The sequence below is a fragment of the Planococcus sp. SE5232 genome (assembly GCF_050686535.1).
GTDB lineage: Bacteria > Bacillota > Bacilli > Bacillales_A > Planococcaceae > Planococcus.
Genome location: NZ_JBOGCP010000003.1, coordinates 1 through 24,458 on the forward strand (window position 1 = coordinate 1; position 24,458 = coordinate 24,458).

Genomic DNA, 24,458 nt, shown 5'->3' on the forward strand with positions numbered 1-24,458 from the left:
TGAAGGTGAACCTTCAAAACTGAACGCAAAACGTCAACCCCGGGAAACCCGGTTCCGAATTCATCCTTAGAAAGGAGGTGATCCAGCCGCACCTTCCGATACGGCTACCTTGTTACGACTTCACCCCAATCATCCGTCCCACCTTCGGCGGCTGGCTCCACAAGGGTTACCTCACCGACTTCGGGTGTTACAAACTCTCGTGGTGTGACGGGCGGTGTGTACAAGGCCCGGGAACGTATTCACCGTGGCATGCTGATCCACGATTACTAGCGATTCCGGCTTCATGCAGGCGAGTTGCAGCCTGCAATCCGAACTGAGAACGGTTTTCTGGGATTGGCTCCCCCTCGCGGGTTGGCAGCCCTTTGTACCGTCCATTGTAGCACGTGTGTAGCCCAGGTCATAAGGGGCATGATGATTTGACGTCATCCCCACCTTCCTCCGGTTTGTCACCGGCAGTCACCTTAGAGTGCCCAACTGAATGCTGGCAACTAAGATCAAGGGTTGCGCTCGTTGCGGGACTTAACCCAACATCTCACGACACGAGCTGACGACAACCATGCACCACCTGTCACCGCTGTCCCCGAAGGGAAAGGCGTATCTCTACACCGGGCAGCGGGATGTCAAGACCTGGTAAGGTTCTTCGCGTTGCTTCGAATTAAACCACATGCTCCACCGCTTGTGCGGGCCCCCGTCAATTCCTTTGAGTTTCAGCCTTGCGGCCGTACTCCCCAGGCGGAGTGCTTAATGCGTTAGCTGCAGCACTAAGGGGCGGAAACCCCCTAACACTTAGCACTCATCGTTTACGGCGTGGACTACCAGGGTATCTAATCCTGTTTGCTCCCCACGCTTTCGCGCCTCAGCGTCAGTTACAGACCAGAAAGTCGCCTTCGCCACTGGTGTTCCTCCACATCTCTACGCATTTCACCGCTACACATGGAATTCCACTTTCCTCTTCTGCACTCAAGTCCTCCAGTTTCCAATGACCCTCCACGGTTGAGCCGTGGGCTTTCACATCAGACTTAAAGGACCGCCTGCGCGCGCTTTACGCCCAATAATTCCGGACAACGCTTGCCACCTACGTATTACCGCGGCTGCTGGCACGTAGTTAGCCGTGGCTTTCTGGTGAGGTACCGTCAAAGTGCCAGTAGTTAATTGGCACGTGTTCTTCCCTCACAACAGAGTTTTACGATCCGAAAACCTTCGTCACTCACGCGGCGTTGCTCCGTCAGACTTTCGTCCATTGCGGAAGATTCCCTACTGCTGCCTCCCGTAGGAGTCTGGGCCGTGTCTCAGTCCCAGTGTGGCCGATCACCCTCTCAGGTCGGCTACGCATCGTCGCCTTGGTGGGCCATTACCCCACCAACTAGCTAATGCGCCGCGGGCCCATCCTGCAGTGACAGCCGAAACCGTCTTTCCGTGCAGCCTCAGGAGAGGCCGCAAACTATTCGGTATTAGCACCGGTTTCCCGGAGTTATCCCGATCTGCAGGGCAGGTTGCCCACGTGTTACTCACCCGTCCGCCGCTGAACCGAATGGAGCAAGCTCCACCGGTTCCGCTCGACTTGCATGTATTAGGCACGCCGCCAGCGTTCGTCCTGAGCCAGGATCAAACTCTCCATTATAGAGTAGTTGATTGCTCAAATACTTGCTGGCGTACCGCCGTCCGAAGACGCACGGTTCGCTTTGATCTGCATACGCTGATCAGTAAAGTGCGCGGGCCGTTTTGCGCGGCCGTTGCTGTTTGTTGACGTTTTGCTGTTCAGTTTTCAAGGTTCAATGTGTCGCGCTCATTTGCGACTTGATTAATATACCACGGGCATATTATAGAGTCAACACTTTAAAGCGGATTTTTTCACAACTTTATTATAACAGAAAATTCTTAATAAAAAGATTACAAAAACGTTACAGATTTGAAAGGAGATTCACTCTTTACATTGAAGCTATCCCCTTATATTTAAAGCTTTCCCACTAATGGTCGACACTTGAATTTTCTGTGTAAAAAAGCCCCGGTAATATTTTCACTCCTTGAATTCGGAAAGCTCAAATCCCTCTCTCATTTACTGCGTATTTTAAGTTTCTTCTATATATAGGCTGCCTGCGTTATTTTGTCCAAAGAAAAAATCCTCCAGTTTACCTGGAGAATCTTTGTGTTTACGCAATGAAAATAAAATACAGAATGAAAATCACAAACAGTCCATACATGATCGGATGAACCTGTTTGCCTTTCCCTGCTACCAGCATCGTAATCGGATAAAAGATAAAACCAATTGCGATTCCTGTTGCAATGCTGTATCCAAGAGGCATGGCAATCATCGTCAAGAATGCTGGCACTGCAATTTCAAATCTTGTCCAATCAATTTTCCCGAGCGCGGAAACCATCAAGACGCCAACAATGATCAAAGCCGGTGCTGTTACGGCACTCGTGATCACTTCAAGTAAAGGATAGAAGAAGATTGAAACCAGGAACAGCAGACCGGTGACGACTGCCGCGAATCCGGAACGAGCTCCAGCTGCAACGCCGGATGTGGATTCGATATAAGAAGTCGTCGTCGATGTTCCGAAGATCGCTCCACTGACTGTAGCAATCGAATCAGCCATCAGCGCTTTGCCCGCTCTCGGAAGTTTATTGTCTTTCATCAACCCTGCCTGATTGGCTACAGCAACCAATGTTCCGGCTGTATCGAAGAAATCGACGAACAGGAATGTTAGCACAACTACAAGGAATTGAATATTCAGCAGTGAACCGAAGTCGTTGAAGATTGGCTCAAGCGCCACACCGAAAGTCGGCGCCATACTCGGCACATTCAAATCGATAATGGCACTCGGCAAGTTGACGACGCCAAAAATCATGCCGACAACAGCCGCAATCAAAATTCCGAAAAAGATTCCGCCTTGGATTCCCCGGACCATAAAGATGACGGTGACGAACAAGCCGAAGATTGCAAGCAATGCTGACCCGCTTGATAGATCTCCTAAGCCAACCAGAGTAGCTGGGTTATCAACAATAATCCCTGCGTTTTGAAATCCGATGAACGTGATGTAAAGGCCGATCCCAGCACCTACCGCATATTTTAATTCGGCAGGAATGGCGTTGATGATTAATTCACGAAGACCCGTTAATGTGATGAGAATAAAAATAAGGCCAGAAAATAAAACACCTGTTAAAGCAGTTTGCCAAGGAATTCCGTATGTCAGAATAACTGTATAAGCAAAGAATGCATTCAGTCCCATACCCGGCGCAAGCGCAATTGGATACTTTGCCAGGATTCCCATAACGAGACATCCGATGGCCGCAGCTAAAGCCGTCGCCATAAACACCGCTCCATAATCCATTCGCATTGCATCTGGAAGATCCGGAACCGATTCCAACGTTAACGTTAGCGGATTGACGACCAGGATATACGCCATCGCTAAAAATGTAGTTAAGCCTCCGATAAATTCACGGCGGTAATTTGTCCCCAGTTCTTCAAACTGAAAATACTTTTTCATTCTGATTCCTCCGAATGCCTGCGTATAATTTCTACAAAAGAAAAACGCATACAGCGGATTGCCGTATGCGTTCGATTTATCCCTTCCACTTAAATAAAAGAAGGGCATCCTACTCATCAGTTGAGCGGATTAAAATCGTAGTCGAGCCATTTACGGTGACTCGGTAGAAACTTTCGGGCCATATCCCCGACATTATACGACAAGCTTATTTAATTTCATACGTAATATATCATGGATAAAACGAATAAACAATACTAAACACGAACATTTATTTAGAATACGCAAAAAAAGTTCGTGAAAAAGACAAAAAAGATGCCAGCTTGATTAGCCGGCATCTTTTAATAATTTATTCCCACTCAATTGTTGCAGGTGGCTTGCTCGTAATGTCATACAGTACGCGGTTGATGTGATCCACTTCATTGACCAAACGGACGCTGATCTTCTCAAGCACTTCCCAAGGAATGCGTGCCCAATCAGAAGTCATGCCATCAATTGAAGTGACTGCACGGATGCCGATCGCGTAGTCGTAAGTACGGGCATCGCCCATAACACCTACGCTGCGAAGATCCGGCAATACCGTAAAGTACTGCCAGATGTCACGATCAAGACCCGCTTTACTGATCTCATCGCGCAAAATCCAGTCAGATTCGCGGACGATTTCCAGTTTCTCTTCCGTGACTGCTCCCATGATGCGAATGCCGAGGCCAGGACCAGGGAACGGCTGACGCCAAACGATTTCATCCGGCATGCCAAGCTCTGTACCAAGCACACGCACTTCATCTTTGAACAGCGTGTTCAATGGTTCGATCAATTTAAACTGCATGTCGTCCGGCAATCCTCCCACGTTGTGGTGGGATTTGATGGTTTGTGCAGTTGTCGTTCCGCTTTCGATGATGTCGGTATAAAGCGTTCCTTGTGCAAGGAAGTCCATGCCTTCCAATTTCGAAGCTTCGTCATCAAATACATAGATAAACTCGTTGCCGATGATTTTACGTTTTTTCTCTGGATCTGTAACGCCTTCAAGCTTGCTCATGAAACGGTCGCGTGCGTCGATTTTGATGACATTCATATTGAATCCGTCAGCAAAGGTCTTCATGACGCTTTCCGCTTCCCCTTTTCGAAGCAGGCCGTGATCCACGAACATGCACGTCAATTGATCGCCAATCGCTTTATGGATCAAAACAGCAACTACTGAGGAATCTACTCCGCCGCTAAGTGCGCAAAGAACTTTTTTGTCGCCGACTTCTTCACGGATTTTTTCGATTTCCAAGTCGATGTAATTTTCCATCGACCAGTCATCGGTCATGCCACAAACATCATAGACGAATTTGCGCAGAAGATCGTTGCCGTAAATCGAGTGGCGCACTTCCGGGTGGAATTGAACGCCGTAGAATCCGCGGCTTTCGTCAGCCATGGAAGCGATTGGACAACCCGAGCTTGTTCCGATGACGTCAAACCCTGGAGGTGCAGCAGTAACCAAGTCTCCGTGGCTCATCCAGACGATCTGTTCTTCAGGTAGGTCTTTGAAGATTTTGCTTTCTTTTGTCAGCTTCAGCTCCGCTTTGCCATACTCGCGGTTTTGGGATTTCTCCACATTGCCTTTCAAGTGCAAGGCCATCAGCTGCATGCCGTAACAGATACCTAAAATCGGCAAGCCCATTTCAAAAATCGCTTCATCGATGGAAAATGCGTTTTTATCGTAAACAGAATTAGGACCACCAGAGAAAATGATTCCCGTAGCGTTCATATCTTTGATTTCTTCAGCAGTGACTGTATGCGGATGAAGCTCGCTGTATACGCCGATTTCGCGGATACGGCGAGTAATCAACTGGTTGTATTGACTTCCGAAATCCAAAACGACGATTTTTTTCTGCTCTTTCAACATTGGACTAACTGGCAAAACCTTCACCTCTTCTATTCAATTCAGGTCTCAAAATAGCAAAAGAACGCGAAAATTGGACCTCGCGTTCTTCTGCTCTACATCAAAAAGGCGAATGCACATGTCTAAAAGCATGCGTCATCCACCTTCATAGTCAAGTCATTTCCGGGGACTTGGTAGAGACATCCGATCCATATTACCGGACATATATGAGGGCACCTGTAATCTATAATTTTCTCAATTGTACAAGTTAAAAGCGTTAAAATCAACCGCTTGTCCGATTGATTAAATTTTCCCAACTTTCTCTTAACTGAAGCCAGTCAACGGATTCAGCATCGCCTCCGTATACCGAACGCTCATAGGCCTCCGTCAATTCAGACATTTCCCTCGTCCCGAAAAACGAATCGATGTATGCAGCGTAGGACTTCAATGTCTGTCCCGGCCTTCTATGAATGCCATACAGATCCAATTGCTTCAATAATCGGAGATAAGCTTTTTCGAAGCGTTGCGGGCTGCCTCCACGGCTTCTGTAATAAGTAACCAGCAGCTTGGGCATCCATTTATGGCGGATTTTAAAGAGAATGCCTGCCAGTAATGCGCCAGCCACAAGAGTCCAGATGATTTTCCATCGGTTAGTTGAGATGAATTCAGCTGCTCCATCCAAGAAAGAAGGGCCTGATGAAACTGCCGTCTCCTCCTCTTCCACATTGTCAGAGTCTTCTTCAAGGGGACGTTCTTCTTGATCGAGCTGCTCGGGATCAGTCGGGTCCAGTTCCAAATCGAAATCGATTGAAGAGGCGCCTGTAAAGCCGATGGTCGGTTCAAACAGCATCCAGCCGACACCCGGCATATAAGCCTCAACCCACGAATGGGCATTGTTATTTGTCACCTGATAGATATCGGTGTCCCCTTCTGAATTGATCAGCTCACCTTCATTGAATCCTTTGACCCAACGGGCTGGAATATCAAGAGAACGCAGCATAACCACCATCGAGGTGGAAAAATTATCACAATAGCCCCTTTGGGTTTCAAATAAAAACTGATCGACGTAATCCTGGTCGGCTTCAGGCACCGGGATATCGGTTTGGCTGTATTCAAATCCGGAAGTACTGAAGTACCGCTCTATTGCCCGCGTCTTATCATAGACAGTATCGCTGCTTTCGGTGATTTCAGCAGCCAAATCCCCGACACGTTCAGGCAGTTCGTCGGGCAATTGCAGGAAACGGCCGAGTTCTGCCGGCAACTCCGCCAAATCCGCCAGCTCCGTTTCCCGCAAAGCGGTCAAACTATAGCTGGGTTCATTGAAGGTGATTTCAACGGTTTCGGGCTCGAACTCCTCCCCGTTCTGGTAGGTTTCAAAACGCTGGTCTGCCGTATTGTACTGGTAGTCCAGCGGTTCTTCCATTGAAAAAGATTGCGTTCCATAAGGATAAAGAACGAACGGGAACTCCTGCTCCATCGACAACAGAGCTGTTTCGAGCTCTTCTTCATCCGGGACAAAACCGGTATCAACAGTGTCGTTGTTGCCATAGACGAATGATTCGCCTATATTCTCCGTAAGTTCCCAGCCTTTCGTCGTGTAGATATCTTTGGATTCTACTTTCCAATATTGGCCTTCCGCTACCTCGGCGCGGAAAACGGGAGTATCGTCTCCGATAAAGGAACCGCCCAGACGTGAATCATCGACTCCGTAGCCGATCCGGCCGACACTTCCAGCGCTGCCGGCACCTCCCTGGCCAGAGAAAGAAGTGATAAATGGAACGGGATCTGGCCAAATCGGTCCTGCTTTCGGAAGATACAACGCGAATGCAGTGGAGGCGGCTATCACAAAGACAAGAGGAACCGCAAACAACGCCATTTTATCTGTACGTTCCACAACCCGGTGCCCTTCCATCCAACGCGCCAAGTACAGGAGGCCTGCAAGCAGCAGACCGATGACCATAATCCGGATAATGGCTGTTTCTCCTGAATAAGGACTGAAGGTATCCAGCACCGCTATGAAAATGACGGTCAATAAATAAAACAGGAAAATGCTTAATCTGAAGCTCACCCAGTAGTGGATTAAATAAATGGCCATCCAGAGCAAGATGAAAAATAACACAGTCCGAAAAACGTCTGTCGTCTGCGCCCAGTTCTGGGTCATTAAAGCTGAAAGATTCAGACTGAAATCATTTCGTAGAAAGGAAATCGCTTCACTGGTGAAAAACAGATTACCAGTATAGACGTACACGATGAACCATAGAATATACAGCATTTTCATTGGTCCTGAAAACCACCACGGAACTCTTAAAAAAGCCATCAACAAACCGACGGCGATAAAAATCAGAAAGAGTGCTTTATGCCCTGTTTCAGTCAATACAATGACCGGCGTCAGCCATTCAACCAGCATAAAGAAAACCAGTAGATACAAAACAGCCATAAACCATTTGTTTTTTCTTATGGAAGTCATTGCCGGCTCACCTCCGTAAACACTGTTGCAAAATTCTCTGGACTGACACGCCTGACAACAAAGCCTTTCGAGCGGGCAAATTGATGCACTTCCTCATCTTCCTTGAGCAATGCTTCTCCTTTGTTGACGACAACCAAACACATACAGTTGGTAAGACTTTTGGCATTTCGCCGGATGGACTGAACCATCTCCACGGAAAGCTGACTGGTCACATACAGCAGACTCGACGTATTCATCTGTTGGAGTTCACGGCCGATAGCTTGATCGACCGGCATATCCAAATCGCTCTGCACTTTCGCCAGATGATACATCACCCGCTGCAGATGCTCTTCGGTTTGGATCAACGGAAAATAATTCCGGTTCCGACCTACTGAGAGATAAGCCACACTTGAATTTGCGTGTACAATCGACTTTAAAATGGACGCCACCAATTCAATCTGCAACTCGAATTTCTCTGATTTTTTTCGGTCATCCAGCAAAAAAAGCTCCTGCGACTGGCGATCTTCGAATTCTTTTGTACGCAAGGTCTGGGTGCGTGCATAGGATTTCCAATGAATCCACGACACCCGGTCTCCTGGCTGGTAGTCCCGGATTCCGCTCGCCATGGTCGTGTCTTTCACTAAGGTAAAAGGAGCCGCCATCGACCCTTGATCATAGCGGGACTCCATCGGACGGTAGGCGATTTCTACGGTATTCGGATAAACCAAAACTGTCTGTTGGACAGGCAGCAAACAACTTTTTTTCACCCAACCGAAAAAATCAGCGATTTCCAACTGAACCCCTTCCAGCACATGTTCGCCTCTCGGCATCTGGTCGACCGCATACGTCCAGGAGACCGTTTTCTGAAATCCCGGAACAACCATTTTCTGTTGCTGGCCCGCCATTCTTCTATTCAAAGAAGGGGAATTTGTTTTTTCGCTCAGGACTGTGTAAAGCAACGGAAAAGGAATTTTCCTGTTGATTGTGGCGGTGGCTGAAAAGCTTCCGCCTTTCCTGACCTGGGCTGTATGGATTTCCCGAGTGGCTTCGACATCCTGCAAAGGATAGAAAGTCAGCAGCACCGAATAAAGGATGAATGGCAGAACCATATAAAAAATGAACCAGCTGACAAACCCGCCTTGAAACATGGCGAAGGAGAACGTCAACACAAGGATGAATAAAACGAGGATGAACCGCCCCCATAAACCTGTAATTTTTTTCAATCGACTCATTGGCCGACAAGCCTTTGGACAGGTACACGGGTTTTCGCTAATATCCGTTCTGTAATTTCTTCTGCAGTTATGCCATCGTAACGGGCCTCCGAACGCAGCATGATGCGATGGCCGAAAACAAACTTCGCCAAGTACTGAACATCATCCGGCGTCACGTAATCCCGTCCTTTTAATAGAGCATAGGCTTGGGATGCTTTCATGAGTGCAATAGAACCACGCGGACTGACTCCGAGGTAGACATAGGAATCCTGACGGGTCTGTCTGGATAAATCAACAATGTAGCTGCGAATGGTTTCATCCACTTTGATTGTTTTCACTTGTTCTTGAAGTTCCAATAGTTCATTGAGGGAAATCACCGAAGTCAATTCTTCGATTGGAGCTGCAGACTGTGCGCGGTTCAATACTTCCATTTCCTCTTTCGGCGTCGGATAGCCCATTTTGATTTTCAATAAAAAGCGGTCAAGCTGTGCTTCAGGCAGAGGGTAGGTTCCTTCGTATTCAATCGGATTTTGGGTGGCCATAACAAAGAACGGTTTAGGGATTTGCATCGTTACCCCATCAATTGTGACAGAAGCTTCTTCCATTGCTTCCAGAAGAGAAGATTGGGTTTTCGGGGAAGTTCGATTGATTTCATCAGCCAAAATGATATTGCCCATAATCGGACCCGGACGAAAATGGAATTCCATGTCTTTCGGGTTATAGATCGATACCCCAACGACATCCGATGGCAGCAGGTCGGGTGTAAATTGAATGCGCTTAAAATCGGCCCCTACAGATTTCGCCAAAGCGCGGACCAGCATGGTTTTTCCGACACCCGGCACATCCTCTAGCAGCACGTGTCCATGAGACAGCATCGCTACGATGCTCAACTCTGCAATATTCCGTTTGCCGATGATGACTTTTTCTATATTATCGATGACTTGTTCCAACCGCTCTTTTGCATTCATCTATAGTTCCTCCAATACGAATCAAAAAATGTTTTGAATTATCACAATCTTACCGTAATCATAACGAAAAATAGGTAATAACTCAACTGCACGGCTTCTTTGCCCTGACGTTTATCCTAGAACATAAGAAAAGCAGGACATCCCGAAGGATTCCTGCTTTTCTGTTTGTTATTTCCAAAAATCATCAAAAACCGTGATCGGCAAATGACGCTTATGCTGTGTTTTCAAATAATGGCCTTCCAGCGTTTCCTGAGCATCCGCCGGAATCTTCTTGCCTTCCAGATAATCATCGATCATTTCATAAGTGACTCCTAGAGCCACTTCGTCAGGGATTGCCGGCTTATCTTCTTCAAGATCCGCCGTCGGAATTTTCGTATACAGATGTTCAGGAGAACCGAGCTCTTTTAGCATAGCCCGTCCCTGACGCTTATTCAAACGGAATAATGGAGTTAAATCCGCGGCTCCATCTCCAAATTTTGTATAAAAACCGGTTATCGCTTCGGCTGCATGGTCCGTTCCCAGTACGACGGCATTGTGCATGGCCGCAACCGAATACTGAGCTTTCATCCGCTCGCGCGCCTTCTCGTTGCCTTTGGCGAAATCCGTCAATTCGATGCCGGCTTCTTCTAAGGCACGATCGCTGGCATCAACCGCTTCTTTTATGTTGATGGTATAGGTTTTCGACGGCTGAATGAAATCCAGGGCATCTTTGGCATCGTGTTCGTCAAACTGCACGCCGTAAGGCAGACGAATAGCATAAAACCCATATTCAGTCCCACCTGATTCTTCATTCAATTGGTCGATTGCCATTTGGGCCAGCTTGCCGGCCAATGTTGAATCCTGTCCACCCGATATGCCCAATACATACCCTTTCAAGAAGGAATGGCGCATCAAGTATTCCTTCAAAAATGAAACCGTGCGTTCAATCTCTTCCTTTGGTTGAATGGAAGGCTGGACTTTCAGTTCTTCGATAATTTGCTGCTGTAAAGTAGACATATGATTCCTCCTCAGTCTCCGATATAGTCATGAACTGCCTGCCGCACTTCTTGAATATTCCTCATCTTATTGTCCCAGCACTTCTGGCTGAGGTCGACTGGATATTCTTCAGGATTCAGTGAACGTTTGTATTCATCCCACAATAGATCCATATTTCGGATGGCATAAGCCTGCATTTCCTGCAAACTTGGATTTTCATAAATAACCTCGCCGTTTTCAACCACTTTCTGATGAATATTGACGGCTTCGAAATTCGTAACAAATTTTGATACGAATGTATGGACCGGGTGGAACATTTTCAAACGTTCCTGTGAAGCAGGATTCTCATCATGCATAGCGATATAATCGCCTTCTGACTTTCCATTTTCCCTATCTATGATCCGGTAAACGTTTTTTAATCCCGGAGTGGTGACTTTTTCAGCATTTCCAGAAATTTTGATGGTATCTTCCAGTTCACCATCCTCATTTTCTATAGCCACCAATTTGTAAACCGCCCCTAATGCCGGCTGATCGTAAGCAGTGATCAGCTTTGTACCGATGCCCCAAGAATCAACCCGTGCACCCTGGGCTTTTAAGTTCAAAATGGTATATTCGTCCAAATCATTGGAAACCACAACTTCCGCATTCGGGAAACCTGCAGCATCCAGCATCTTCCGCGCTTCTTTCGACAGGAAGGCGATATCACCACTATCCAGTCGAATTCCAAGAAAATTGATCTGATCGCCCAATTCCTGTGCCACTTTTATCGCAATGGGCAATCCGGATTTCAAGGTATCGTATGTATCGACTAAAAAGACGCAGTCCTTGTGGCGTTTGGCATAAGCATGAAATGCTTCATATTCATCTTTATAGGCCTGCACCATTGAATGGGCATGTGTACCTGCTACTGGAATGCCGAATTTCTTGCCTGCCCGCGCATTGCTGGTCGCTTCGAGCCCACCGATATAAGCTGCCCGCGTCCCCCATATTGCCGCATCCATTTCCTGCGCACGTCTTGTGCCGAATTCCATCACCCGCTCGTTTTTCACAATCTGTTTGATGCGGCTCGCTTTCGTCGCGATCAAAGTCTGGTAGTTGACGATATTCAATAGTGCTGTTTCAATTAATTGTGCTTCCACTAACGGTGCCTCTACACGAATCAACGCCTCGTTTTGGAAGACCAATTCACCTTCAGCCACCGAATAGACATCTCCTGTAAATCGGACTGTCCGCAAGTATTCGATGAAATCTTCCTTATAGCCAAGCTCTTGCTGAAGATATTCCAAATCACTGTCCGTGAATTTGAAGTTTTTCAAGTAATCCAACACACGTTCCAAGCCAGCAAAAAGGGCATAGCCATTACCAAAGGGCAATTTACGGAAAAATAATTCAAATACCGCCTTCCGCTCATGCATGCCGTCTGCCCAATAAGCCTCCGACATATTGATTTGATATAAATCTGTATGTAGTGCCAAACTGTCATCCGCATAATGCTTGTCCATAAGAGTCCCCTTCTTCCACCATCAGTAATGCCTACAATTATACACGAATAAAGGTAGGACCATAAATAAAAGCCACCTGAGCTGTATTTAAATTACTACATAATGTGAATACAAGGGAAGAGATTCCGTTTGTTTTCAGCTAACGCAGCTGGATCTGCAGCCAATAACCCTGTCTACTGTCAATGTAAGCTTATTTTAAACATTCATAATGAATGCTTTGACATTTATAAAGATATGTGAGATAGTAGTCTAATTAACACAAAGGTAACTGGTAAATTTTGATAATCTGGCATTCTACGATAAATGTTTTTGAGAATACTTATTCACACTGGCGCGATTTGAGGATCGCAAGGACGTAAAAGAAGGTAGGGTTTACGTTGCTTAAGTTAGAAAGCACCCAGTGGAACAATGACCGCGGTACTGGAAGTAATACTTTCAATGGAAATGATTCCCCGATAAAACGGGTTGAAAAATTGAGTCAAAACAAATTATAGTTACCTTAAACCAACAAAGGGATGTCCTCTAATCGAGGACATCCCTTTTCCAATTCCCCCAAACTTTAATACTTCAGCGCCACATTTTTCAAAATGGTGTAATTGCGCAAAGCTTCCAGTCCTTTTTCACGTCCAAACCCACTCTTTTTATATCCCCCAAATGGCATCTGCACACCTCCGCCTGCCCCGTAATTGTTGATGAACACTTGGCCTGCCCGAATTTTACTGGCTACACGGTGCGCCCGCGCGCCATCTTTTGTCCAGACCCCTGTCACCAGCCCATAATCGGTGCCGTTTGCCAGTTCAATCGCTTCTTGCTCAGTATCAAACGAAAATGCGGCAACAACCGGTGCAAAAATTTCTTCTTGAGCGACATAGCTTTTTGGCGCTAATCCATCAATGACGGTCGGCTGGAAAAAGTAGCCTTTTTCGAGTCCTGCTGTCACTTGTCGTTTTCCGCCTGTTAAAAACTGCGCTCCTTCTCTATCGGCGACATCCATAAACTCCAAGATGCGGGTGAATTGTTTTTCATTTAGAATCGGGCCAAGATCCAAATCATCAATTCCTTTGCCGATTTGAATCGCTTCCATTTTCGCTACGACCTTTTTCAGAAATTCATCTTTGATCGTTTGCTGAACCAGCAAGCGGGATCCCGCCGAGCAGGTCTGTCCAGCATTTTGGATAATGGACCGCACCACCCAATCCACTGCTTCCTCCTGATCGCAATCGTCAAAAATGATGTTTGGAGACTTTCCGCCAAGTTCCAAAGTGACCGGTTTGACGTTTTTGGCAGCCCCCATCATCACAGCGGAGCCTGTTTGGACGGAGCCCGTAAACGTGATATGGTCAACATCCGGATGCTCGGAAATCGCCGCTCCCGCCTCGAAACCATAGCCGGTCACCACGTTGAAAACGCCTTTCGGCAAGGTGGTTTGATCAAAAATCTCCGCCAATTTGATGGCCGTCAACGGGGTGTCTTCCGCCGGCTTTGCAACTACGGTGTTGCCTGTCGCAATTGCCGCGGCGGTTGAGCGTGAAATGATTTGCAGCGGGTAATTCCACGGAACAATATGAGCAGTTACGCCAATCGGTTCCCGCAAGGTATAATCGAGAATTCCCGGCTGAACCGGGATGGTCTCCCCGAAAATCTTATCTGCCATTCCCGCATAGTATTCAAAATACAGCGCAGAAGCTTCGACGTCTTTACGGGCCTGTGTCAGTGGCTTGCCTGTATCGAGCGTTTCCAGCAAAGCGATTTCTTCCGCATCCGCCCGTAAGGCATCCGCTACTTTATGTAAGATCCGGCCTCTTTCGATCGGAGGGAAAGACTGCCATTCTTCAGACTCGAAAGTAGCCCGTGCCGCTTCGACTGCCGCATCCACATCTTCTTTTTTCCCTCTCGGAATTTCTGCCAGCACGTCCCCAGTCGCCGGATTTTTTGTTTCAAAACGCTCTTTTCCGATGCTGTCGATCCACTCACCATTTACATACATCTGTTGCTTTTTCATTTTCTGCACCTCTTTCCGATTAGATTCCGCGGCCTCCATCTACATTCACTACACTGCCAGTCATCAGTTTCGCTAAATCGGAGCTGAGGTATAAGACGCAATTAGCAATCGCTTCAGGAGTGATCAACTCACCCAGCGGGACGCTTTTCCGGAAAATCTTCTCTTTTGTCTCGCCTGCATCACTGCCTGCTGCTGTAAATTCACTCAGCATCTTGGTATCCGCTGGACCGGGATTGATCGCATTGACCCGGATATTATAAGGTGCCAATTCAATAGCCAGCGCTTTTGTCAAGGAAATCGTCGCTCCTTTTGAAGCGACATAGGCGTTCAGACCAGGACGCGGACGATCTACCGAAACAGAGGCAATATTGATGATTGAACCACTATTTCGTCGTTTCATATACGGTACCACAGCCCGTGAAGTTAAAAAGACGGCAGTGGAATTGATCGCCATGATGCGCTCCCAATCCTCCAGGGAAACTTTTTCAATATCAGTTGCCGCTTGGGCGATTCCGGCAACATTTGCCAAGACATCAATCTGTCCAAACCTATCAGCTGTTTTTTTCACAGCATCTTCAACACTTTGTTCATTCGTTAAATTGCTTTGAATGACCAGCAGTTGTTCCGGATATTGAGCTTCTAGTTCAGCAAGTCCCTCCACTTGAACGTCGATTCCGGCCACTTTCGCACCTTTTTCGAGAAATTGCTCAACGACCACTTTTCCCATTCCGCCGCCTGCACCGGTGACAATCGCTACTTTATTGTCTATATCCATCCGACTCTCCTCCTATTTCCTCACCAATTGTTTAAGCTTTTCCGCAATTGCTGAACCGACTTCCTGTGTCGTGGCGCTGCCCCCTAAATCCGGCGTCAGCACCTTGCCTTCCTGAAGCACCTGCTCAATCGCATCAACAATCGCTGTCGATAGGTCTGAACGCCCTAAATGATCCAGCATCAAAGCCGAGGACCAGATCTGCGCAATCGGATTGGCAATTCCTTTGCCCGCAATATCCGGTGCTGACCCATGAATGGCCTCAAACATGGAAGGGAAATTCCGCTCGGGATTGATATTACCCGACGGCGATACACCAAGACCTCCAACTAAAGCCGCTCCAAGATCCGTCAAGATATCCCCGAACAGATTGGAAGCGATGACCACTTCAAATGATTCCGGGCGCATGACGAAATAAGCGGCCAAAGCATCAATGAAATTGCTCTCGAGTTCGATGTCCCCATAATCTTTGGCAACCGCCTCGACCACTTCGTCCCAAAGCTTCATCGAATGGATAATCGCATTGGATTTTGTAGCGCTGGTCACTTTGGATTTTTTGTTCTTTTTGGCATATTCGAATGCATATTTTGCAATGCGCTCGACACCTTGTTTAGTGATGACCGTGTTTTGAATCGCCATTTCCTGCGACTGCTGCTGATACAGACGGCCGCCGATATTCGAATACTCCCCTTCCGCATTTTCACGGAATACCATGAAATCGATCGGCTGATCGTTTTTCAAAGGAGATTCGATGCCCGCCAAGCGTCTGATTGGCCGCATATTGATGTATTGCTGAAAATTTTTGCGGATGGGCATGATCAATTCCCAGATGGTGATTTCATCCGGCACACGTTTATCTCCCACAGCCCCGAACAAGATCGCATCATAATCCTTCAGCTGATCCAATCCATCCTTCGGCATGATATGGCCATGCGCCAAATAATATTCACTGCCCCATTCAAATTGGTCGAAATCAACCTCAAATGTAGAATCCAACTGTTTTAAAGCTTCCAACACTTTAATTGCTTCTTTGGTGACGTCGGGTCCAATCCCATCCCCGGGAAGGACTGCTACTTTATGTGCTGACATGAACTCTCCTCCAATGCCTTAATCTCCAAGAAAGAATAGACTGATTCCTGGAATAAACGAAATAATGAGTACATCCACAATCATGATCAGAATAAATGGAACAATTGCTTTCACGAGGCTTTCAAATTTTGTTCCTGCTATGTTCGCAGCCACAAATAGATTGACGCCTACCGGTGGGGTGATAAATCCAATCCCAAGGTTGACGATCATGATGATCCCGAAATGCACGAGATCGATTCCAAGCGCGCTGGCGATCGGTACAAGAATCGGCGTTAAAATAATGACTGCTGCTGAAGTTTCCAGGAATACCCCACAGATCAGCAACAGCAAGTTGATGATCAATAAAGCAATAATCCAATTATCTGTCACGCTGAGCATCAATTCGGTCAGTTCAGCCGGAATCCGCTGGCGCGTCAAATAGTAGCCGAAGACCGAAGCACCGGCAATGATGAACATAATTACTGCGGTCACGACTACAGAAGAAGAGAAAATTCTTGTCAGATCCGCCACTTTAATCTCCCGATAAATGAAAATCCCCACAATCAATCCATAGACAACCGCTACAACCGCCGCTTCCGTCGGAGTGAATATGCCGCCATAAATACCGCCCAGTATAATCACCGGCATCATCAAAGCCAAAAATGCATCGAAAAATGCTTTGATGAAATCCTTGAATCCAAACTTTTCACCACCGCCATATCCCTCTTTCAAGGAAATCAGGTAGACCAGCAAAATTAGAGAAACCATTACAAACAAACCGGGAACAATCCCTGCAATAAACAATTCACTGACAGAAACGCCAGCTGCCACGCCGTAAAGCACCAGCGGAACACTTGGCGGAATCATGATGCCGATAGTTCCACCGGCCGCCTGGATCGCTGTCGCAAAGCTCTTTTCATAGCCTTTGTTGACCATTGCCGGAATCATTAAAGCTCCTACCGCTGCAGTTGTCGCGGCAGCTGAACCCGAGATGGCTGCAAAAAAGGCACAAGCGACAATCGATACGATTCCAAGTCCGCCTTTGACACGGCCGAAAATGACATTGGCCAGGTGGATCAACCGCCTCGAAATCCCCCCGCTTTCCATTAACTTGCCCGCCAGAATGAAAAAAGGTATCGCCATCAGCGGGAACGAATCGACTGAGTTGAACATCCGTTGAATAATGACGATCAGCGATACGTTTCCATCAAGAAAAAAAACGAGAGTTGAAGCCAGTCCAAGTGCCACCGCAATCGGAACATTAATTAAAAACAAAGCCAATAATAAGATAAACAGCACCAATGCCATCTTCAGACACCCCCGCTTTTAAAGTCTTTTGAAAACTGCGAGGCCATATTAATGATTAAAAGTACGCCGCTCACTGGAATGACCATATAAATCATTCCCATCGGAATCCGTAAAACCGGCGAGGTTTGGGACATTCCCTGCATTGCTAAATCATAGCCTTCTATTACCATCAACAGAAAAAAGAGCAGACTTGCAAATGTCGCAATGCTGTAAAGAGCTTTACGAATGGGAACACCGAATAAATTCACAAAAAACTCCATTCCAATATGCGCTTTTAAAGACATTGCATAAGACGCCCCCAAAAAGGTCAGCCAGATTAAGCAGTATCGCGCCAGTTCCTCAGTCCAGGCAAGAGGAGAATTCAATATGAACCGAAAAATCACCTGAAGAAAAACGGCCGTGACCAGCACAACCATAATAAGATTCAAGAAATGCTTGACACCGAAATTCATGTACCCGATTAACTTCCCCATCATCTTGCCCCCGATATAAAAAAGAGAGAAAGGATTCTCTCTTTTTTGAATTGACTTATTACCCGTTTACTGAGCTTCTAGAATCTCATTCAACAAGTCCTGATGTTCAATTGTTTCATAGACAGGCTCCACTGCTTCCTGGAAAGGCGCAGTGTCGATATCTTCAATGATTTCCATGCCATTATCCTTCAGGGTCTGAAGTGATTCCTGCTCCATTTCAACGATCAGATCACGTTCTCTCGCCCCCGCTTTTTGTCCTTCTTCGACAACGATATCACGCAAATCTTCCGGCAATTCATCGTAAGTCTGTTGGCTCATCATATAAATGGCTACAGAATAAACATGTCCTGTTAAACTCATGTATTGCTGATTTGCATCATAAAGACTGAACTGGTCTGCAACAATCGCTGGGTTTTCCTGTGCATCTACAACCCCCTGCTGCAAAGCAGTGATCGCTTCAGTCCATGCCATCGGCGTCGGCTGTGCACCCAATGCTTCAAAAGCGGCTAAATGGATTTCATTTTCCTGCGTTCTGATTTTCAACCCCTTTAAGTCTTCAGGTGTTTCAATTGGGCGTACGGCATTCGTGATGTGGCGATAACCGTTTTCTCCCCATGACAATCCGATGATTCCGTTTTCTTCCATCTTAGCGAATAACTCATCACCGATATCACCTTCCAAAATCTCCACTGCCGACTCCCGGTCCTGGAATAGGAAAGGCACGTCCAAAACGCCTAACTCCGGCACAAAATTGGTGACTGGAGCGGTTGAAGACACAACCAAATCGACTGTCCCAAGTCCCATGCCTTCAGTCAATTCACGCTCTGCTCCAATTTCACTGTTTGCAAAAACTTCAATGGTCACTTGCCCATCAGTCCGCTCTTCCACAGCTTCTGCCATTTCCAGGAATCCGATATGGTAAGGGTGATCATCCGGCAATGAATGTCCTGCCTGCAAAACGTAGGTTTCTCCCGATCCTCCCTCTTCACCCGATGAATCGCTGTCAGAACCTCCGCATGCTGTTAATGCCAATACACTTGCCATCATCACAGACACCATTCCAAACTTCTTTTTCGCCATTTTCTTTTCCCCCTTTTTTATGGTAAGTGGAACAATTTCCCCGGATTCAAAAAACTAAGTATCTTCAATTTCCTCTTCATAATATCAAAGGATCACCCTGTTTAGTAGACAAAATATTCAGTCTTAGCGAGTCAGACTAACTCAGTAGGATGAAAAAATCCCACCGAGTCAGTCTATTTATCGATTCAAGTAATCCGTAACTGCCCCTTTTGAAGAACAGGATACATTATGTGCGTATTTTCCGAGCACGCCTTTTTTATGGAGCGGAGGAGCTACCCACTGTTTGCGGCGTTCTTCCAACTCAGCTTCGGAGACATCCATGGAGATTTCCTGCAACTCCGAATCGATGGTCACCAAATCGCCTTCCTGTAAAAAGGCAATCGGTCCGCCAACCTGCGCCTCGGGTGCAATATGTCCAACCACCAGGCCATGTGTCCCGCCTGAAAAACGGCCATCTGTCAGCAACGCAACTGACGCGCCCATGCCTTTGCCGACAAGAATAGCTGATACAGAAAGCATTTCAGGCATTCCCGGACCGCCCTTCGGACCTACATAACGGATAACCAGTACATCGCCATCATTAATTTCATTGGCCATCACGGCTGCTGTCGCTTCTTTTTCGTTGTTGTAGACACGCGCTGGCCCTGTATGGCGTTTCACTTTCACACCGGAAACTTTTGCTACTGCGCCACTCGGTGAAAGGTTTCCTTTCAGGACAATCAATGGACCGTCCTGACGTTTTGGGTTATCGAACGGCATGATGACCTTTTGTCCTTCCTGCAACCCAGGTGATTCCTGAAGGTTTTCAGCTACTGTTTTGCCTGTTACCGTCATGCAGTCACCGTGCAGATACCCTGCTTCAAGCAACATTTTCATGACTGCTTGAACGCCGCCGACTTCGTGCAAGTCCTGCATGACGTATTTGCCGCTCGGTTTTAGATCAGCCAAATGCGGAACGGTTTTCTGTAGTCGGTTAAAGTCGTCAATCGTCAAATCCACTTCCGCTGCATGCGCAATCGCCAATAGATGCAGAATGGCATTTGTCGATCCGCCAAGCGCCATAACGACCGTGATGGCATTCTCGAACGCTTCTTTTGTCATGATGTCTTTCGGATAGACACCCAGTTCAAGCAGATTATGCACGGCTGCACCGGCCTTTTCACAATCCGCTAATTTTTCGGAAGATACAGCGGGATTGGAAGAACTTCCAGGAAGACTCATCCCCATTGCTTCAGCTGCAGATGCCATGGTATTTGCCGTATACATACCGCCGCATGATCCCGCTCCCGGGCAGGCGCCGCATTCAATCTTGCGGAGCGTATCGTCGTTGATGTCTCCATTATTATGCTGGCCTACACCTTCAAAAACTGAAACAATGTCAATATCCTGGCCATTATGGCGTCCTGGAGCAATCGTCCCACCGTACACAAAAACAGCTGGAACTTCAGAATTCGCAATAGCGATCAAACAACCCGGGATGTTCTTGTCACAGCCGCCGATCGCTACTAAGCCATCCAGGCTTTCAGCCCCTACCACCGTTTCAATCGAATCAGCAATCACATCGCGACTGGAAAGGGAATACTTCATGCCTTCGGTCCCCATTGAGATTCCGTCAGACACTGTAATCGTATTAAAAATGAACGGGACTCCTCCAGCCGCTCTAGCGCCTTTTTTCGCGCTGATGGCTAGGTCGTCAATATGTATATTACACGGCGTCACTTCACTCCACGTACTGGCGACACCAATCATCGGTTTCTTGAAATCTTCATCTGTAACTCCTACTGAACGGAGCATCGCACGGTTCGGTGCTTTCATCGCCCCTTCGCTGAAAACTTTACTGTTGATACGCAAATCTTTTTTCATAATTATCCTATCCTTTCTTTTCTATTTATTATAGAGCACATTTGTCAGAATTCAACGAATTAAAAAATAATATTTCATTATTTTTATAATCGTCAAATAACTTACACATGTATGCGGTTTCATCTTATTGTTTGATTATCTCCCTCTTGATGTATGCAATATATTTCTATATAATTACCTTGTCTACAATAACTTTATAGTCGGAGTTCACTGCATCCTTCTATTCTCGTCCATTTTTTAAAAAAGTGTTTTCAAACGAACTATCCCTCGATTCTAATTTTTGTGAAAGTCCGTGAGAATACTCAGGGAACGTGAGTAAAAGGAGATGGTCATATGTTGATCCGTGAAGCTAAGAAAAATGAGTTTTATATATTAAAAGAACAACGACTTGAATCCTATCGCCCATATGAAGCAGAGCTCTCGCCAGAGCATTGGGAAATGCTGAAAGCAAACTTGGAATCCACGAACGATCAAGAGGACGGTGCTGAAGTATTCGTTGCAGAAATAGACGGGCATATTGCAGGCAGTGTTGTGTTGTTCCCCGCTGATTCCAAGGCCTATGAATGGGATTCAATGGCCATAGAACATCCCGAAATCCGATTATTGGCGGTCAGTCCAGATTTCCGTTCCCAGGGAGTCGGCAAAGCGCTAGTCGAACATTGCATTGACATTTGTAAAATACGCAAGCAAAAATTTGTCGGCCTTCATACCGGAAGCTTTATGATAAACGCGATTGCCCTTTATGAGAAAATGGGCTTTGAACGGATTGAGTCACTCGACATCACGCCTTTAGATGATGGCATCGTTGTAAAAGCTTTTCGCTTAGATATCCAAAACTGATAAAAAGGTTCCGTCAAATTTTGACGGAACCTTTTTCAATCGTTTTTCAGGCCGTTCCTTTAGTGACTCGACAGTTTAAAACAGACAACTTTCGGCTCGGTCATTTCCTGAATCGAAAATTTGATGCCTTCACGGCCTAATCCCGAATTTTTTACCCCGCCGAATGGCATCGCATCGATTCGGTAATCGCTGCTGTCATTAACCATGATTCCGCCTACATCCAATTTGGCGATCGCCTTATGCGCTAAATCTATATTTTTCGTAAAAATTCCTGCCTGCAATCCATAGTTCACGTTATTTGATAATGCGATAGCCTCGTCGAGATCGGCTACTGTGTACAGCAATACTACAGGACCAAAAACTTCTTCTTTGGCGATCGTGCAATTTTCGGGAACATCCGTCAGTACAGTCGGCGAGTAAAAAGCTCCAGTCCGCTCTCCCCCTGTTAAAACAACCGCGCCTCTGCTTACCGCTTCTTCAATCAGTTGTTCAACACGCATCGCTTCCTTTTCAGTAATCAGCGGCCCCATATCTGTGAGCTCGGATAATTTATCTCCGACGATGTATTCCCCAGTGCGCTCAACGAACTGCGTCTTGAATGATTCAAAGACGCTTTCCTGAATATAGATCCGCTGAACGCTCAAACAGTTTTGTCCGGCCGCCCAGAAAGCTCCTGAAACGCTGGAATCCACAGCCTCTTCCAAATCGGCGTCCTCCAGTACGATGACGGGCGAATTCGACCCCAGTTCCATGCTGATTTTCTTCAATCCCGCTTTACGCGAAATGTCTTCACCCGCTTCCAGCCCGCCAGTGAAGGTGATCATCCGAACTGCAGGATGTGTAACAAGTGCATCTCCGATTTCCCTGCCATGGCCGGTGATCACGGACAAGACTTTTGCTGGCAAGCCGGCTAGGGAAAAAGCTTCCGCCAAGAGCAACGCACTTAAAGGTGTAACAGTTGCCGGCTTAACGATGATGGCATTTCCTGACGCAATGGCTGGACCAATTTTATGTGCAACCAAATTGAGTGGATCGTTGAATGGGGTAATCGCTCCGATAATACCGATTGGAAAACGGTAGAAATAGCCGATGCGATTTTCGCTTCCTGGCGATTGATCGAAAGGAATGGTTTCTCCGTTGATCCGCCTTGCTTCTTCCGCACTGATACGTAAAGTTTGAATAGCACGCCCTACTTCCTTTTTCGCTTCACGAATCGTTTTGCTGCTTTCCAGGGCAATCGTCCGGGCGTATTTCCCGCTATGCTGTTCGATGTGATCAGCAGCGCCATTGATTACTTTTATACGCTCGTGGACAGGCATTGCGGCTGCTATTTCGGCTCCTTCTTCTGCCTCTTTCACACAGTTCAACATATCTTCCGCTGTAGCGGCAGGAACTACATCGATGATGCTGTTGTCTTGGGGGTTCCGTACTTCAATGATCTGCTCACTGTTCACCCATTTTCCTGCAAAAAACATTTTTTTGCCTGTAAGATGAGTCCTCAAACAATTACCCCCTTATCTCATAGTAATTTTACCGCATGTTTTTCACGGGAAATCGTAATAAGGTCAATTAATAACGAAAAACCTGTCTCTGTCTTTCCCGCTCCCGCGCCGCTCAAGGTTACGTATCCCAGAAGGTCGGTCTCATAGGTGATTGCATTGACGGCTCCGCCGACAGATGCCAACGGATCAGTCAGGTCCACTTTCTCTGGAGCAATCGAAGCGATGACTTTGGACCCCTCTTTACGTGCTTTCGCTATAAGCTTCCAACGCTTCCCTTCTTTTTTCGCTTCCTCAATATCTTTTAATGTAAGGCTTGAAATTCCTTGGCATGAAACTTCTTCAACGGTCAACGGCGCTTTCATCACATAGTTCGATAGAATAACAATTTTATAGCGGGCATCGTAGCCTTCTACATCACTGGTCGGATCCGCTTCAGCAAAGCCTAAATTCTGCGCTTCCTTCAAAGCCTCCTCGTAACTGACACCTTCTGTCTCCATTTTCGTTAAAATATAATTTGTGGTTCCATTCAAGATTCCCCGCACTTCTGTAATTTCATTTCCCGCAAGTGTCGCAACCGGCATCCGAAGTGCCGGCGTCCCACTCATTACAGTGCCTTCAAATCCCCAAGACACTCCGTGTTGTTCAGCAATTCCCGAAAGCTCCTTATACGCCAAAGCGACCGGCCCTTTGTTGGTCATCACCACGTTCTTGCCGTTTTCGAAAGCCGTTTTGCAATGGTCGATTGCCGGTTGGCCTGTTTTCACATCCGTATAGGATACTTCAATGATAGTGTCTGCATTGGATTCCCGAATGGTCGTCAAACTATCCCACCCTTTGATCAGTCCTGAAGTTTGAGGATAGTCTTCCAGATTCCCGGTTTCTTTCAGCGTTTTCAAAATCACATTGATATCAAGGCCATTCGGATGATAAATAGCGCCTTTCCTCAAATCAGAAATCGCCACAATCTGCGCTTCAAAATCCTCATCCCGCTTCAATGATTCTTTCTTATCCCTAAGGATTTCAGCCAAGCCTTGTCCGACTACGCCAAATCCTATAAAAGCTAATTTATGGACCACGGTTTTCCACCTCTATCTTGTTG

Annotated in this window: 17 protein-coding genes, 1 rRNA gene and 2 riboswitches; of the genes, 1 reads left to right on the forward strand and 17 read right to left on the reverse strand. The window is 46.7% G+C overall.

The annotated features are described in order from the left end of the window. Window positions 1-70: 70 nt before the first annotated feature. The 15 genes from ACRC6Q_RS11300 to ilvD all read right to left on the reverse strand — a co-directional run bounded on the left by ACRC6Q_RS11300 (window position 71) and on the right by ilvD (window position 21,017). Window positions 71-1,621, reverse strand: a 16S ribosomal RNA gene (locus ACRC6Q_RS11300). A 529-nt stretch (window positions 1,622-2,150) separates the two neighbouring features. Beyond that, entirely contained in the window at window positions 2,151-3,488 is a 1,338-nt protein-coding gene (locus ACRC6Q_RS11305) for an NCS2 family permease (RefSeq protein WP_223635992.1), read from the reverse strand. Window positions 3,489-3,606: 118 nt separating this feature from the next. After that, window positions 3,607-3,708, reverse strand: a riboswitch (purine riboswitch). 126 nt (window positions 3,709-3,834) lie between these two features. Continuing rightward, a complete protein-coding gene (gene guaA, locus ACRC6Q_RS11310; protein WP_223636047.1) occupies window positions 3,835-5,373 on the reverse strand; it encodes a glutamine-hydrolyzing GMP synthase in 1,539 nt (512 codons plus the stop codon). 125 nt (window positions 5,374-5,498) lie between these two features. Next, window positions 5,499-5,600: riboswitch (purine riboswitch) on the reverse strand. A gap of 32 nt (window positions 5,601-5,632) precedes the next feature. After that, window positions 5,633-7,816, reverse strand: a complete 2,184-nt coding sequence (locus ACRC6Q_RS11315) for a transglutaminase domain-containing protein (RefSeq protein WP_431466556.1) — start codon at window positions 7,814-7,816, stop codon at window positions 5,633-5,635. Next, window positions 7,813-9,027 carry a DUF58 domain-containing protein gene (locus tag ACRC6Q_RS11320; protein ID WP_431466557.1) on the reverse strand — a complete coding sequence of 405 codons (1,215 nt, stop codon included), beginning with the start codon at window positions 9,025-9,027 and terminating at the stop codon, window positions 7,813-7,815. Before ACRC6Q_RS11320 ends, ACRC6Q_RS11315 begins: the two co-directional genes overlap by 4 nt. Next, window positions 9,024-9,974: an AAA family ATPase gene (locus ACRC6Q_RS11325; RefSeq protein WP_223635984.1), complete on the reverse strand. Its 951-nt coding sequence runs from the start codon at window positions 9,972-9,974 to the stop codon at window positions 9,024-9,026. Before ACRC6Q_RS11325 ends, ACRC6Q_RS11320 begins: the two co-directional genes overlap by 4 nt. Window positions 9,975-10,142: 168 nt before the next feature. Further along, on the reverse strand, window positions 10,143-10,970 hold the full coding sequence (gene nadE, locus ACRC6Q_RS11330; RefSeq protein WP_223635981.1) for an ammonia-dependent NAD(+) synthetase: 828 nt from the start codon (window positions 10,968-10,970) through the stop codon (window positions 10,143-10,145). Between the two features lie 11 nt (window positions 10,971-10,981). Next, a complete protein-coding gene (locus ACRC6Q_RS11335; RefSeq protein ID WP_431466558.1) occupies window positions 10,982-12,451 on the reverse strand; it encodes a nicotinate phosphoribosyltransferase in 1,470 nt (489 codons plus the stop codon). 559 nt (window positions 12,452-13,010) lie between these two features. Next, on the reverse strand, window positions 13,011-14,453 hold the full coding sequence (locus ACRC6Q_RS11340; protein WP_431466559.1) for an aldehyde dehydrogenase family protein: 1,443 nt from the start codon (window positions 14,451-14,453) through the stop codon (window positions 13,011-13,013). Window positions 14,454-14,472: 19 nt separating this feature from the next. Further along, entirely contained in the window at window positions 14,473-15,228 is a 756-nt protein-coding gene (locus tag ACRC6Q_RS11345; protein WP_431466560.1) for an SDR family NAD(P)-dependent oxidoreductase, read from the reverse strand. Between the two features lie 12 nt (window positions 15,229-15,240). Next, window positions 15,241-16,314, reverse strand: a complete 1,074-nt coding sequence (locus ACRC6Q_RS11350) for a tartrate dehydrogenase (RefSeq protein WP_223635970.1) — start codon at window positions 16,312-16,314, stop codon at window positions 15,241-15,243. An 18-nt stretch (window positions 16,315-16,332) separates the two neighbouring features. Continuing rightward, window positions 16,333-17,601: a TRAP transporter large permease gene (locus ACRC6Q_RS11355; RefSeq protein ID WP_223635967.1), complete on the reverse strand. Its 1,269-nt coding sequence runs from the start codon at window positions 17,599-17,601 to the stop codon at window positions 16,333-16,335. Window positions 17,602-17,603: 2 nt separating this feature from the next. Continuing rightward, window positions 17,604-18,074, reverse strand: coding sequence for a TRAP transporter small permease (locus ACRC6Q_RS11360; RefSeq protein WP_223635964.1), 471 nt, complete (start codon window positions 18,072-18,074; stop codon window positions 17,604-17,606). A 66-nt stretch (window positions 18,075-18,140) separates the two neighbouring features. Then, the gene (locus ACRC6Q_RS11365; RefSeq protein WP_431466561.1) at window positions 18,141-19,154 is read right to left on the reverse strand and encodes a TRAP transporter substrate-binding protein; all 1,014 of its coding nucleotides are present in this window, start codon (window positions 19,152-19,154) and stop codon (window positions 18,141-18,143) included. Between the two features lie 177 nt (window positions 19,155-19,331). After that, the gene (gene ilvD, locus ACRC6Q_RS11370; protein WP_223635958.1) at window positions 19,332-21,017 is read right to left on the reverse strand and encodes a dihydroxy-acid dehydratase; all 1,686 of its coding nucleotides are present in this window, start codon (window positions 21,015-21,017) and stop codon (window positions 19,332-19,334) included. A 333-nt stretch (window positions 21,018-21,350) separates the two neighbouring features. On the opposite strand from ilvD, the gene ACRC6Q_RS11375 reads away from it, so the two are divergent. Beyond that, the gene (locus ACRC6Q_RS11375) at window positions 21,351-21,857 is read left to right on the forward strand and encodes a GNAT family N-acetyltransferase (protein WP_431466562.1); all 507 of its coding nucleotides are present in this window, start codon (window positions 21,351-21,353) and stop codon (window positions 21,855-21,857) included. Window positions 21,858-21,916: 59 nt separating this feature from the next. Here the strand turns inward: ACRC6Q_RS11375 and ACRC6Q_RS11380 are convergent, their stop codons facing one another. Continuing rightward, window positions 21,917-23,359, reverse strand: a complete 1,443-nt coding sequence (locus ACRC6Q_RS11380) for an aldehyde dehydrogenase family protein (RefSeq protein ID WP_431466563.1) — start codon at window positions 23,357-23,359, stop codon at window positions 21,917-21,919. A gap of 17 nt (window positions 23,360-23,376) precedes the next feature. Continuing rightward, the gene (locus ACRC6Q_RS11385) at window positions 23,377-24,435 is read right to left on the reverse strand and encodes a homoserine dehydrogenase (protein WP_431466564.1); all 1,059 of its coding nucleotides are present in this window, start codon (window positions 24,433-24,435) and stop codon (window positions 23,377-23,379) included. Window positions 24,436-24,458: the final 23 nt, after the last annotated feature.